The sequence below is a fragment of the Erythrobacter sp. SG61-1L genome (assembly GCF_001305965.1).
In the GTDB taxonomy this organism is placed as follows: Bacteria; Pseudomonadota; Alphaproteobacteria; order Sphingomonadales; family Sphingomonadaceae; genus Andeanibacterium.
Map to the genome: position 1 here is coordinate 2,066,948 of NZ_JXQC01000003.1, position 13,735 is coordinate 2,080,682.

Annotated in this window: 10 protein-coding genes; 4 read left to right on the forward strand and 6 right to left on the reverse strand. The window is 61.6% G+C overall.

The features are described 5' to 3' along the window. Positions 1-43 precede the first annotated feature (43 nt). Entirely contained in the window at positions 44-973 is a 930-nt protein-coding gene (locus SZ64_RS10215) for a glycerophosphodiester phosphodiesterase family protein (RefSeq protein WP_054530732.1), read from the reverse strand. Between the two features lie 366 nt (positions 974-1,339). On the opposite strand from SZ64_RS10215, the gene SZ64_RS10220 reads away from it, so the two are divergent. The 4 genes from SZ64_RS10220 to SZ64_RS10235 all read left to right on the forward strand — a co-directional run bounded on the left by SZ64_RS10220 (position 1,340) and on the right by SZ64_RS10235 (position 8,019). After that, a complete protein-coding gene (locus tag SZ64_RS10220) occupies positions 1,340-1,918 on the forward strand; it encodes an RNA polymerase sigma factor (protein WP_162225107.1) in 579 nt (192 codons plus the stop codon). A 14-nt stretch (positions 1,919-1,932) separates the two neighbouring features. Then, on the forward strand, positions 1,933-2,931 hold the full coding sequence (locus tag SZ64_RS10225) for a FecR domain-containing protein (RefSeq protein ID WP_054530734.1): 999 nt from the start codon (positions 1,933-1,935) through the stop codon (positions 2,929-2,931). 166 nt (positions 2,932-3,097) lie between these two features. Beyond that, complete coding sequence (locus SZ64_RS10230) at positions 3,098-6,391, forward strand: TonB-dependent receptor (protein WP_206742905.1); 3,294 nt, start codon at positions 3,098-3,100, stop codon at positions 6,389-6,391. Between the two features lie 50 nt (positions 6,392-6,441). Beyond that, positions 6,442-8,019 (forward strand): alkaline phosphatase D family protein, encoded by a 1,578-nt coding sequence (locus SZ64_RS10235; RefSeq protein ID WP_054530736.1) that lies wholly within the window; start codon positions 6,442-6,444, stop codon positions 8,017-8,019. 57 nt (positions 8,020-8,076) lie between these two features. Here the strand turns inward: SZ64_RS10235 and SZ64_RS10240 are convergent, their stop codons facing one another. The 5 genes from SZ64_RS10240 to SZ64_RS10260 all read right to left on the reverse strand — a co-directional run bounded on the left by SZ64_RS10240 (position 8,077) and on the right by SZ64_RS10260 (position 13,721). Beyond that, complete coding sequence (locus tag SZ64_RS10240; protein WP_206742906.1) at positions 8,077-10,656, reverse strand: G8 domain-containing protein; 2,580 nt, start codon at positions 10,654-10,656, stop codon at positions 8,077-8,079. 198 nt (positions 10,657-10,854) lie between these two features. Further along, entirely contained in the window at positions 10,855-11,811 is a 957-nt protein-coding gene (locus tag SZ64_RS18930; RefSeq protein WP_054530738.1) for a FecR domain-containing protein, read from the reverse strand. Continuing rightward, positions 11,808-12,425, reverse strand: coding sequence for a sigma-70 family RNA polymerase sigma factor (locus SZ64_RS10250; protein WP_054530739.1), 618 nt, complete (start codon positions 12,423-12,425; stop codon positions 11,808-11,810). Before SZ64_RS10250 ends, SZ64_RS18930 begins: the two co-directional genes overlap by 4 nt. A 23-nt stretch (positions 12,426-12,448) precedes the next feature. After that, positions 12,449-13,063 carry a class I SAM-dependent methyltransferase gene (locus tag SZ64_RS10255; protein WP_241773022.1) on the reverse strand — a complete coding sequence of 205 codons (615 nt, stop codon included), beginning with the start codon at positions 13,061-13,063 and terminating at the stop codon, positions 12,449-12,451. A gap of 10 nt (positions 13,064-13,073) precedes the next feature. Beyond that, entirely contained in the window at positions 13,074-13,721 is a 648-nt protein-coding gene (locus SZ64_RS10260) for a tetratricopeptide repeat protein (protein ID WP_156313606.1), read from the reverse strand. Positions 13,722-13,735 lie beyond the last annotated feature (14 nt).

Here is a 13,735-nt window from a genome sequence, read left to right on the forward strand (position 1 = left end):
GTAATCCTGTTGCTTGGAGGTCAGTAGGGGGAAAAGCGGGGGTTCAGGGCGCTGCGGGTGTGCAGCGGAAACTCGTCGCCCCGGTATGGGCGAGGTAGGATTTGAGCTGAATCGGATAATCCGTCTGGATGGCGTCCACGCCGTGGGCGATCAGTTCGCCCCACACGCCATCCGGGTCGGCCTGCGCGTCTTCGTCGTCATAGGCGCGCCCGGCCAGGCTGTTCACCCAATAGCGAGCGCAGCGAGCCTGAATGATCGGCGTCAAGGTGGGCGTAAAGGCCCGGCCCTTCACGTCGATTTCATAGCTGACCGGGTGGATTGGATCGTAGGTCGCCACAATGCCAGCGGCGTCGCCTGCAAGTGTCGGCTCGCGCAGAATGGGCTGGAAACGAACCTGCGAAACCCACGGTGCCAGACGCCTGATGTCTTCCAGCGGCGCTTCCGCCTTGAACAGCACTTGATCGCGATCACCCGCACGGTCGATCAGGCCAAGCACTTCTTCGGTCACGGCAATCTTCGCATCGACATTGATCAGGATGCGCCCCTTGGCCACGCGCAGCGCATCCTCGAACCGGGGAATCCTGCGGTCGGTGAGCGCCGAGCCGCGCCCTTGCCCTTCACGCAGGCGCAGCTTGGCAAGATCGGCCCAGTCCATGTCCTCGACCCGGCCGGTACCGTCGGTCATCCGGTCGACCGTGGCATCGTGCATCAACACCAGCTGGCCATCGCGGGTTGCCCGAACGTCGATTTCGACCATGTCGATCCCGGCGGCGATACAGGCCTCGATCGCGTCCAGACTGTTTTCGGAAGCCTCACGCCAGCAGGTACGGTGCGCAACGACCATGACAGCCCCGTCAGGCCCGGCAAGGCGGCGCTCCAGCTCCGCCTCCCGCCCGCCATCAGCATCAAGTTCTCTGGCAATACCCGATGCAGGAAGGAAACCGATCGCGAGAGCAAAAATCGCGCCCATCATTATCGACATGAATTTCGAGTTACATTCAAAAGACTTTATGTCTTTTTTATTACAGCCTCGATCCTGAGACGAAAACGGCCTGAACATTCTCGAATATTTCACGACGTTTCCCTCAATCTCGAGCCGCTATCCTTGCGGCCTCGACGCAATGACGCAGTGCAACAGGAAATCTGACAGGGCGCGTCGAAAAAGATTTTCCGGAGTGCCGGCCGGGCCTCACTCAACGCTTCCTGGCCATCCGCGCACTGTCACAAAGCGGCATAAATTCGCCCCTAGGGCGCAGCCACTGAGTTTAATGGACAGCTTCCGCGCAGCCTGATCGCCGGATGTTTTCCGCACTGGCGAAGCGTGATGGCGATAGTTGGAGTGCCTTGGAAAAGCGGTGTTTTGGGGGCATCAAGCACCAGACCCGCAAATTCCGACAGCGCTGGAGACAGCGGTGAGCTCGATGCTCTCTATCGCGAACTTGCGCCGAATTTGATCCGCTACATCGCCCGCCGCTTCGGTTCCGGACCGCCGGAGCCAGAAGAAGTCTGCCAGACGGCATTCGCAAAGCTGGCTGCGGTCAGTTCTGGCACCGGCGTGGAAGACCCGCGCCGTTATCTCTACACAATCGCATGCAACGTCGTGATCGACCACCGGCGAAGCCAGATTCGACGCGATGAAGCGATGCGCGAGCTTGTGCAATCGCCGGAATATCAGCCTGTCAGCCCCTGCCCCGAACAGATGCTCTATGAGCGGCAGCGTTTCGCCATATTCGAACAGGCGCTTCTGGCCATGCCTGCCACGCGGCGGCGTATCTTCCTGCTGGTGCGCGTAGAAGGCCTTTCCCCTCGAGAAGTCGCCGCGCAGTTTTGTATGACCGAGAGCGCCGTGTATAAGCACGTCCAACGCGCATTAGAGGATTGCGCGAAGGCTTTCGCGAAAGCGGAGCGCAAAGGGTGACTGGCGACCGGCACATGCACAGGCAGGCTGAGGACGGAACCGCAACGGATGTTGCCGGTGCGCACCGGCATGCCGCCGTGCATCCAGCCGATATGCTGCTGAGCGGCACTGGCGACAGCCAGGAATTGCTCAATCGCGTCTGGCAGGATGCCGCAAGCCTCGGGCGCCATCCCCGCTACCGGGAATTGCTGGGCCAGCCGACCCTGCGCGAACGATTGGTCGCCCTCGCCGCCCGGCTGGGCAATCTCAGCGATGGAACCCGCCTGCCGCGCGGCGTGCCTCAGTTTGCCATGGCCTGCATGATGGCGATTGCGGTGTTCGGCGGCGCATGGATGCTACGCCCCGCCACGCCGGATTTTGAAACCCGCGTGGCGGAAATCCGCGACATTCCGTTGAAGGACGGCAGCCTTGTCACGCTGGGCGGCCATTCCGCCCTGGATGTGGACTTCTCCCACGGCGAACGCACGGTTCAGCTCACCCGTGGCGAGGCGTTCTTCTCCGTTTCCCCCGACAAGAACCGCCCTTTCGTGGTTCTGGTTGGCGGCCAGCGCATCCGCGTCGTCGGCACCAAGTTCAACGTCAATTTCGATGGTGACCATGTGGCAGTGTCGGTGAAGGAAGGGGTTGTGCAGGTCGCGCCCGATCCTGTTGGGAGCAAGCCATCTGCCGGGAGTGTCGTTACGCTGGTCGCCGGTCAGAAGCTGCGCGCGGGCGGCACCGCTCGCTCTCTGCCTGAACAGCTTGGCGGTAGCGAACCCGGCGCATGGCGCAGCGGCCATCTCGACTATCACGACACTTCGCTGGGCGAGATTATCGCCGATGCGCGGCGATATTACCCGCACCCCATCACGATTACCTCAGCCTCCCTTGCCGGCGAGCGTCTGACCACGTCCTTCAGCACATCTCAGGTCGATCAGATGCTGGACACCCTGCCCGGCATCCTGCCCGTTTCCGTCGAGCGGATGCCTGATGGCTCGGTCACCCTGCGGCAGAAAAGCGCACTCCCAAACTAGCCGCACAGGCCGCCGGGAAGCGCATTTCCAACATTTTACGCGGCCCCTGAAATTTCTTTGTCCAATTTCGCGTGTCCGGACGTCCTTGAGCCGGAAACACGACGGGGTCTGCGCAATGTGCGCCTGCCCCGCTCGTGCACGGTTCAAGGGACTTGGGGTAATGTTCGTGAAAAAGTTCGCAATCGCTCTGCTCAGCATGACATCTGTGCCGGCCCTGATGCTGGCCGGCAGTCCGGCCAATGCAAAGGAACAACCCGCCACGCGGGATTTCAACATTCCCGCCCAGCCGCTGGCATCGGCACTGCTGGACTTCTCGCGCGTGGCCGGTGTGGCCGTGTCCGCCCGATCGGAACTGACGCAAAACCGCAATTCGCCCGGAGTGTCCGGCAAGCACACGGCGGAAAAGGCGTTGCAGCTGCTGCTTACGGGAACGGGCCTGACCTATCGCACGACGCCCGGCGGCGGATACAGCATCGTTACCAATCCGGGGCCACGCAGCCAGGCCGAGACCGGTACGCTCTCCGGCAAGGTGCTTGACCCGGTGACCGGGGAATACAAGCGCAACGCCATCATTCGTGTCACCACCTCCACGGGCGAAAAGCGGAGCACCAGCACGGGTGAAGGCGGCCAGTACCGCCTGCTCGACGTTCCGGCGGGCGAGACGGAAATCACCGTCGCCTTCACCGGCTATCCCGACAAATTCGTCACGGTCGACACCCCTGCCGGCAAGGCGCTGGAAGTCGACTTCGTCCTTGCCGCGGGCGGGGAAGAACTGGCTGCCAACGAAATCGTCGTTACCGGCGTTCGCGAAGGCGATGCCAAGGCGATCATGAGCCAGCGCAATTCGATGGACATCACCAACAGCCTCTCATCCGAATCCTTCGGTGAGGTTTCAGAAGGCAATATCGGCGAATTCCTGAAGTTCATGCCGGGCGTCATCACCCAGAACCAGGGTGCGGCGGATGACAGCGTGCGCTATGTCGGCCTTCGCGGCCTGCCGCCAGAATATACGTCGGTGACGGTCAACGGCATCGCCATTGCCGGGGCGGACGCCAATTCAGGGTCGAGCACTTCGCGCTCCTTCAGTTTCGAACAGGCATCGCTGAGCAGCATCGATTCAATCGAAATTTCCAAGACCGTCAGCGCCGATGTCGATGCGAATGCACCCGCGGGGACCATCAACCTACGCACCAAGCGCGCGTTTGACCGCAAGGGGCGCCGCATCGTCGTCTCGCTGAACGCGACAACCCAGTCGGATCTGTGGGACAGCAAACAGGCAGGTCCGGGCGAGGACCGCGGCAATGGCCGGTTCCGCCCCGGCGGGTCCATCGAATATTCCGACGTCATGCTAGACGGGCGGCTGGGCATTGTTGCCAGCGCCAGCCTGTCGCGCGTTCACACGGAGCTGGAAACGATCCAGCATGGCTGGAACTACACAGCCACGGCCAAAAGCCCCGATCCGATCGCGTCCGCCACGATGACCAACCGCGTGACCGCTCAGGAAGTTTCCCGCATCTCGAGCAACCTGACGCTGGACTTCAAGGCTACCGATGAGCTGACCCTGTCGCTGATGGGCATCTACAATCGGTCCTATAACCTGTCCGAACAGCGGGCCTATGTCCTGACCAGCGGCGCCCGCAGCCGGGGTCTGGAGGGAGAGCCGGCCTTCGATTACACCACCTTGCTGGCGGCGGGCACTGCTTCCCTGCGTGCAGACGCCAACACCATCGCCAAGGTCGGCACCGGGGTTACCGTTACGCCCAGCTTCGAATATCGCGGCAATTACGTCACGCTGGACGGCAACTTCTTTTACACCAATTCGAACAGCAGCTATGACCCGATGGGCAAGGAACACGCCGTGTTCACCACTACGTCCCCCACGGCTTCCGGCAATTATTCCGCACAGCGCAGCGAGGATTATCTGGCCACGGACTGGACCATCCAGCAGGTGAGCGGCGCGGACTGGAGCGATCCTGCAAGCTATTCCGCATCCTCCATCGTCATCAACGCGGAAGATGGCCGCTCCTCGAAGGTCGAACGGACCGGTGGCGCGCTCAATCTGGCCTATGACGTGCCGGGCAGTTCCTTCCCCATCATGCTCAAGGCGGGCGGCAAGGTTCAGATGGCGACCTATCTCTATGAGAACCGCCGCGAAGCGAGCCGCTATACCTATACCGGCCCGCTCAGCACGACAGAGTTCCTGATTGCCAATCAGAGCTACATCCCGCTGAACTTCAACGAATCTGGCCTAAGCCTCCTCTCCAGCTCCGGTTCCTCGGCATTCTACATGCCGAGCAACTATCTGATCGGGCAATATTTCCTGGATCACCCGGATGAGTTTACCCCGGTGATGACGGCCACCAATTATTACAACGCCAATATCGGCAACAGCCGCCATTTCGACGAAGACACTTACGCCGCCTATGCGATGGCAACAGCGCAACCGCTCGAATGGCTGGCAGTCCGCGCAGGCCTGCGCTGGGAACAGACGCGCACGGCCGCACTGGAACCCGATCCGCTTTCTGCGGCAGAGGTGATCGAAGCCGGCTACGCCGTATCTTCCACGACCGGCCAGGCGACCACCATCGAAGGCCTGCAATACCAGTATGAATCGCGCCCCCGCGTCCCGCGCAAGGGCAATTACGATTACTTCTTCCCCAGCGCCTCGGCCAAGATTTCCTTCACTGACAGTCTGGACCTGCAGCTGGGCTACAGCCGCACGATCCGCCGGCCTGAAGTGGACGTTCTGGCGGGCGTCTGGTCAGTCAACGAGACAACCCAGACCGTCACCGTGCCCAACCCCGGTCTGACACCGGAACTCTCGGACAATTACTCGGTACGGCTGGTGAAGTATTTCGAACCGGTGGGCCTGATCGGGATCAACTATTTCCGCAATGAGCTGAAGGGTGCGTTCCAAACGCAGGAATTCACCGCGCAGGAATTCGGCTATACCGGCACCGAATATGCCGATTACACCTTCCGCACCACGGCCACTGTGGGCGAAGGCACGATCAGCATTCAGGGCGTGGAACTGGAGCTGAACTATTCGCTGGAGCGCCTGCTGCCCAAGCCCTTCAAGGGGCTGACGCTGCGCGGCTCCTACACTTACACGCACCCTAACCAACCGATTTCGCTGACCCCGGAAAACATGTTCACCATGGCGCTGGCCTACAAGAGCGGACCGGTGCGGCTCTATCTCAACACCGTGTGGACGGATGACCGGCCCGCGACCATCTCCACCGGCACTTATGACAAGGCGCGCTGGGACGTGAACCTTTCCGGCAATTACCGCTTCCGCCGCGGGCTGGAAGGCTTCTTCTCGGTAAGGAATCTGCTCAACCGGGCAACCTACCGCCTTGCGCCGGGGGTCACCAACGATGCCGGTTCGGTTCCCGATCACGTCGCGAACTACAACAATGCGGGGGTCAGCGGGACGATTGGCGTTCGCGCCACCTTCTGACCGGCAGCACGCCTTCCACACTTCCCTACATTCCTGGCAGGCAATCCAGAATGGTGTTCAACCGGCGTAATTTCCTTGTCTCGGCAAGCGGGCTGATGCTGCTTTCCGGCCTTGGCACTCACACCCGGCTATGGGCCGCGCCCAGTTTCGATGCCTATCCCTTCAGCCTTGGCGTCGCTTCGGGCGACCCTTGGCCAGACGGCTTCGTGATCTGGACGCGGCTGGCGCCCCATCCCCTGCAACCGGATGGCGGGATGCCTCCGCTGGCGGTGGCGGTGCGCTGGGAAGTGGCGGAAGACGAAGCCTTCCTGACCATCGTGCGGAACGGAGAGGAGATCGCGCATCCCGAACTGGCTCACAGCGTCCATGTCGAGGTGGGCGGCCTCCAGCCCGCCCGCCACTACTGGTATCGCTTCCACATTGCGGGCGCCGAAGCCAGCCCCGTCGGGCGGGTACGCACTGCCCCGGCGGCTGGGTCTTCCCCCGAACGCTTGCGACTGGGGCTGGCCGGATGCCAGGCCTATCCTCAAGGCTGGTACGATGCCTGGCGGCACCTGAGCGAGGAACCCGATCTCGACGCCATCTTCCACTATGGCGACTATATCTACGAATATGGGCCTGAAAGCAGCTTCACGATCCGGGACCGCGAAGGGCGCAAGGTCAACCGGCGGCATGCCGACAACGAGATATATTCGCTGACGGATTATCGCCGGCGCTACGCCCAGTACAAAAGCGATCCGGACCTGCAGGCTGCCCATCACGCCACTGCCTTCATCATGTCCTTCGACGATCACGAGGTGGACAATAACTGGGTATCCACCTTCGACCAGGATGGCAGCCCCGAACAGGCGGTAATGGCCCGGCGGATCGTTGCCATGCAGGCATGGTACGAACATATGCCGGTGCGGCTCGCACAGGCGCCCCGGATTGGCGGGCTGACCATGTTCCGCAGGCTGGATTTCGGGCGCCTGGTCAGGATGCATGTCCTGGACACGCGCAGCTATCGCAGCCAGCAATTGTGCGAAAAACCAGGCGCACGCGCCTGCCGCAAGCAGGACGATCCCACATCGACGGTATTGGGCGATGCGCAAGAGGCATGGTTGGGCGCTGGCCTGCGTAACGATGCCGTCTGGAACCTGATCGCACAGCAGGTGCGGATGATGCCGATCATCCGGCGCGACACCGATGGCATCCGCATGACCGATCCGCCTGACAGCTGGAGCGGCTATCCGGCGGCCCGTGCGCGACTGGTTCAAGCCATTCGCGACAATGGGCTTACCAATGTTGTCGTGGCCAGCGGGGATTCCCACGTCCACAATGTCGGCTATCTGCCCCTGCGCCCCGGCGAACTGGACGGGCCGGCGGCCGCAACCGAGTTTCTGGGGACTTCGATCAGTTCCGGTGGGGATGGCGCCGCCGACAGCGAGACGCGGCGCTTCATCCTGCAGGATAATCCGCATTTCGCGCTCTACAACCAGCAGCGCGGTTATCAGTTGTTCGACATCACGGCCCGGGAATGGCGCACCGACCTCAAGGTGCTGGACAAGGTCCAGCAGCCGGGCGGAACGCTGACCAAGCTGGCCAGCTTTTGTGTCCTCCCAGACCAGGCCAGGCTCCACCCCGCCTAGATGATCGCACTGCGCGAATGAGAAAACCCCCAGCTCTCGCCGGGGGTTCTCGTTACATCAGCCGCCGTGGCCTTCCTTACCAACCTCGATAGTTGCCTGTGCGGTGATATTGCCGATCTTCTCGATGACCGGGCCTTTGCCGCTGGCATCTTCGACCACAAGTTTCACCCACAGCGTGTCGCCGTCCTGAAAATAGGCCGTGCTGTTCGCTGCGCGCAGTGCGGCAAGGCTGGTTTCCTGCGTGCCGCCTGCCGACGAGGCGAAGCCGGGCAGTTCGAAGATCACGAAGGAACCCTTATCCATTTCCCGGAGGGAGAGGGAAAGCGTATCTCTTGCCGTTTCGACCCTCAGTTCAGCACCGCTGCCGACAGTAGTTTCGCCATTATATTCGAACCGCCGACCTTTGCGTTGGAGGATGATCGGATCGGCAATTGGGCCGGTTTCGAATCCGTTGAAATTGCCGGCGATGCTGAAGCGGCCGATGTCTCCGCGGCAAATTGCCGCATTCCAGATCGCCTTGATTTGGCAGCTGTCTTCGTCGGCTGCGATACCGTTATCGATGACGATATAGGCACCGGGCGTTCCGCTGATCGAACCGTCAAGGTCACGGAAAGCGGCACTGCGGTATGCAGCGCTGCGGCCGTAATCGGATGCCCAGCGGCGCTGAATCTGCGGGAAACTGACCGGGTTGGCATTGACGAACTTCAAGCCCTTCACCCAGTTTTCAGTGCTCATGCCGAAGCTGGTGAACAGCAGGTAGGAAAGCGCACCGGCCTGACGCTGGGCGTTGGGCACGAAGTTTACGAAAGTGGTGTTCTCCACCTCATGGTAGAAATCGTAATATTCATAGCCACGGATCGGGAAATCCGCCGCGGCTGCCGGTAGGCTGCGGCCATAGGCCAGCTCCTCGGGCGTTGTAGGATTGCCGATATTGTCGCTCTCACCCACGAACAGCGAGTCCACCACGCGTGAGGTATAAGGCGCGATGCCGGGGGCGCCAGATGCATGAGTGAAGCCGATGGCGTTATCGGCCAGCTTCAAATTGGTGTAGAGGTGGTACTCACCGCGGCCCCAGATCGCGCCATTGCGGTTCTTGTAGCCGGTGAAATTGTCGAATTGCGACACGACCAGCCCGCTATTCGTATCGGCGGGGTTGGCGTAGCTGATGAGATTGGGACCGGCGATCCCGAAGGTGCCATCGGGGCCGGGGCCGCGATCCAGCATCAGACCGTCGAAATTGGAATGAGCGGTGTTTCCGCTGAATTCCCGAAACTTTGTCCGTCCGGGCCAGGTGTTCTTGCTGATCTCCGTGCCTTCGAACTGACCGGTTGGATGCTGCGGGAAGGCCATCCAGAAACCGATCTGGTCTGACCCTGCCGCCACATTGTCGCGGTAGATATTGTCTGGGTTGGTGATCCAGAAAGTGGAAACGGTATTGTCCGAAGGGATCAGGATATTCTTGGATTTCTGGCCTGCCGTCGTCTGATGAGCCAGAGTAAGGTTGGTCGGCTCGCAGGGCAGGGTCGGATGGCACTTGGTCTGGATACCCAGATTGTGCACGAACTGGTTACCGGTTTCGATCCCGTCTTCCATGAAGAAGCAGTGACCCACCGTGTTGAAGGTCACGTTGTTTTCCACCTTCAAATTGTTCGTGCCGTGAACCGTGACGCAACGGCTGAACGTGTCGTGGATGGCGGAGTTGCGGATATACTGCCCCTCGCCTTCGCCGATAAGGTGCCAGTGGATCGGATAACGGGCCAGATGGAGGTGCTGCCCCATGTGATTCAGTTCGATGCCGGAAACAAACATCTTGGACCCGGCCATCGCCATGATGTGGCCGCCGAAATAGGATTTTTCCGAGTCATCCGAAGCCTGAATGCGGATGTTGCGCGTCAGTAGGCCGACTTCGCCCCGTTCATCCACGCCGAACGTGATTTCACCGAAATGCATATATTCGAGCGGCTTATCGAGCGTCAGCGAATTGCCCGCGATGGCCTTGATGTGGCGCCGTTCGGCCTGCCGGGGATTGAAGTCGGTCGATGCGAGGACAATCTCGTCCCCGATGCGCCAGCCGCTGGCGTCGAGCACGTCAATCTTGCTGGCGCCGGCCTTTGCCGTCCTGGACAGCTTGGTCCAGCTGTTTTCCCGGTCGCCATGAAGGTTCAGCGTGCCGCCCAGAAGCATGATCCCGCGATCGCCCATCGTGTTGATGTCTTCGTTGGGAACATTGTCGGTCAGCGTGATCGTGGCCTTGTGGGTGTGCGGGCGGGCTTCCGTGCCGATCTCCAGTTCGCCTCGCGGCATGTAGATCCACTCGGTCTGAAGCTCGAGGTCGCGGTCGTCGGAGAAGCGAAGCTTGCCGTTCACGGTCAGGCTGCGCAGGGCGGGCGGACTGACATCCATCAGAACGTCCATATCGCGCGCAATCGTGACGGCATCGCCCTTGCCCGGCACCTTTCCATCGGGCCAGGTCGCAGGATCGGACCAGCGCAGCGACCGGACGGTCACGGGCGATGTGTCCACCTCCATCGCATCGTGGGAATGCATACCCTGAGCGGAAGCGCCGGAACCAGTGCCGAGCAGGAGTGACGCAGGAAGTAGCAAGGAAAGCAGGAGCAGACGAGACTGCTTGAACATGATGATCATCCCCTCAGCCGGGGCCTGGGCCCCTCTTTTTGTATTTGACAAAAAGTGTGCAACGGATGGGCTGATTTGCCAAGGTTTTTCTCGGCAGCGGGTGAGATTATCCGCGAACCTCTAACCCATGCATCTGATTATAAAGGATTTATCTTCATGACAAACCGGCGTTGATGCCCAGAACAGCAACGTCTCTTATCAGCGATTGCGAACCTCCAGCCGATAGCCTTTGCCGCTGCGACCGAGTTCGAGATCCATTAGCTGAGAAAGGTCGCGCAGGGCCGTTTCTCCGTCCTGAATCACCAGGGTGCCCGTGAAGCGCCGGTTGCGGGCATTGTCTGCCACCGACACCCTGACCCCCGCATAACGACTGAGATCGGCCGCGACGAGCGGCAGCGGTGCGGCGTCGAAGGACAATCTGCCCTCGCGCCACTCGCCCGCCTTTCCTGCCTGCACCGAGGCGACTTCCGCAGTGCCACCAGCCGGGTCAAACGTCACACCATGGCCTGCAGCCAGACTCAGCGGCTTGCCCAGCGCATCTGAGGAAACCCGAACCCGGCCTTCAGCAACCTGCACCCGCACTTGTCCTGCAGCTGACTGCACATCGAACTGCGTGCCGATATCGCTGATTTCCAGCTGCCCGGCCGTAATTGCCAACTGGCGCGAGGGATCGTGACGGATGTCAAACCATGCGCCGCCATCCAGCGCGATGCGTTGCTGATCACGGCCCTCAATCTTCAGACTGCTATGCGGCGCCAATTCGATCTGCGATCCGTCATCCAGGGCGATCCGGCGCGCCTCCATACCGGTGGCGTAAGTCTGGACATTGCCGGGCCCAATCTGCCAGACCGCCATGGCTGCCACGAGCGTGGCTGCAATGGCACCCCCAGCCCAACGCATCGCGAAAGAGCGCCTGCCCACGTAAGGCTGCGGCTGTTCACCCACCCAATCGTCATTCGCTACGCCGATGGGCTCCAAGGCTTCTGGATGATCTGCAATCAGCGTATCGGCCAGCGCCATTTCATCGAAAGCAGCGCGATGGCGCGAGTCTGCCTCCAGCCATCGCGTGAAGGCATCCCAGTCCATTTCATCGCCAAGACTGGCCAAATGCCAGGCCGCCGCCTGTTCGATGATTTCCTGTTCAGTGTCGTTCATGTCACTTGCCCCGCTGGCGGAACCTGTCCGCCGGGCGTCCCCGCATTTCCAGACGCCGCCGCGCCATACAATCCACAGTCCGCCAGCGAATTTCGCAGATGTTTCATCGCCAGCGCCAGGTGCTTTTCCACTCCGCTGCGGCTGATGCCGAGAATTTGCGCGATTTCCCCCTGCGACTTGCCCTCGAAACGGTAGAGCCGCAATGCCTCGCGCGCAGCGGGCGGCAAGCTGGCGACGGCCTTGCGCACAAGCTCAACCTCCTGCCGGCGAGACGCAGCCTCCTCCGCATTCGGGGCCGGATCGGGGCGGTCTTCCGGCACTGTGTCAGCCCCGGCTTCTTCCGCGATCCACTTGCGGTCGCGCACCATCGCCCGGCGGCGCATCTTGAGCGCATCGAGCACGATATTGTTCGCCATGCGGAAAAGATAGGCGCGCCCGTCGCCTATCGGGCCACTGGGCTGGCGCGACGCCTTGATCCACAATTCCTGCAGGTAATCTTCCGCCTCGGCGTGATCCCCGCAGCGCGCGGCCAGAAAACGCAGCAATTCGCCGCGATGCTGAACCAGCACCTGCGCAAGGCCGTCTTCCTGCGCCGCACCGTCATCGGGAAACATAGAGTGCCCCGGCCCGAATGGCTTCATCGCACCGCCCTAACCAGCAGGCCTCTGATCGAACGGGTTACGGGTACTTCCTGCACCCAAATTCGCTCCGGTACAAATCCGCCCGCGACAAGGGCCGAAGCGAGTTCCTGCCTGTCGAAAAGACGGTGTTTTCCGGCCTGTGCAAACCGCCAGCCGGACATGGTTTGCCGATGGGTGACATAGGCCACCAGCCGCCCGCCCGGCCTGAGCGCGCGATAGATCGCAGCAGCCATGCGGCCCTGCCAGTCCGTGAAATAGAGAACGTTGAGAAGCAAGGCACCGTCGAAAGAGGCCGGGGCAAGCGCGGCCCGCTCGACGGTGCCGGGAATCAGCAGCGCCCTGCCCCGGAGACGGCGCGTGGCCGCTTCCAGCATGGTCACGGATGGGTCGATCCCCACAGCGCGAACATCGGCACGGCGCAGCAGCCCGACCAGCGCCGCCCCCGTGCCGCACCCCGCATCGAGAATTCGCTCCCCATCCTGCGGCGCGAGCAGATCAAGAGCTAGCCGTGTGGGCACGCGGTTGGCGATGTCCATCGCTCCGCCCAGCAGAAGTCCGACCATTCCCTGCGGCAGCGAAAGCTGGGCCGCCAACCCTTCCGAAAATCCCACCAGCGGCGGCTCACTTCGCCTTTGCGAGCAAGGCCTGTACTTCGCGGCGGCGGCCCGCGTCCCATGCCGGTCGCGCGGCATCGTGCGACGCCTTCAAGGCCTTCTGCAGGTAAGAACGGGCACCGGCCTTGTCGCCCTGATCGAGCAGGTAATCGCCGTAGAAATAATTGGCATCGAGCCCGTTCGGATCGAGCGCCAGCGCTTCCTTGAGCAATTGCCGCGCACGGTCCTTGTCTCCGAACCCGATGGGCGATCCGGGCACCTTGTAATAGAGCACGCCAAGGCTCATTGCCGCGCCACCATGGGCGGCCTTGGGATCGATGGCATAGGCCTTGGCCAGAATGTCCTGCGCCTTCTTCGCCAGCCTCAGCTTGTGGAAGATATTGGCGCGATTGGCCTGCTCGCTGGTAACTATGCCCTGCCACAGCAGCGGCTCCGCCTTGCCAGGATAGCGCGCGACGAGCGAGGCAGCATCCTTCGCCAATTTGTCCAATGCCTTGGTCTGCGTGCTGGAACCGCGCATTTCATAGGTGATATGCGCCCAATTATCGTTCACGGCCTTCACATCTTCCGTCATGCCGGCAAAGGCCGCGCCGGGCATGGCAAGGGCCAGCGTGGCAGCCAGTACGGCCACCATTGTGGAGCGAGTGATCTTCATGCGGAAATTCCTTC

Bases quoted from the DNA above. Each gene is read 5' to 3' on its own strand.
- SZ64_RS10215 (WP_054530732.1), bottom strand. From the start codon at position 973: ATGATGGGCGCGATTTTTGCTCTCGCGATCGGTTTCCTTCCTGCATCG.
- SZ64_RS10225 (WP_054530734.1), top strand. From the start codon at position 1,933: ATGCACAGGCAGGCTGAGGACGGAACCGCAACGGATGTTGCCGGTGCG.
- SZ64_RS10235 (WP_054530736.1), top strand. From the start codon at position 6,442: ATGGTGTTCAACCGGCGTAATTTCCTTGTCTCGGCAAGCGGGCTGATG.
- SZ64_RS10240 (WP_206742906.1), bottom strand. From the start codon at position 10,656: ATGTTCAAGCAGTCTCGTCTGCTCCTGCTTTCCTTGCTACTTCCTGCG.
- SZ64_RS18930 (WP_054530738.1), bottom strand. From the start codon at position 11,811: ATGAACGACACTGAACAGGAAATCATCGAACAGGCGGCGGCCTGGCAT.
- SZ64_RS10250 (WP_054530739.1), bottom strand. From the start codon at position 12,425: ATGTTTCCCGATGACGGTGCGGCGCAGGAAGACGGCCTTGCGCAGGTG.
- SZ64_RS10260 (WP_156313606.1), bottom strand. From the start codon at position 13,721: ATGAAGATCACTCGCTCCACAATGGTGGCCGTACTGGCTGCCACGCTG.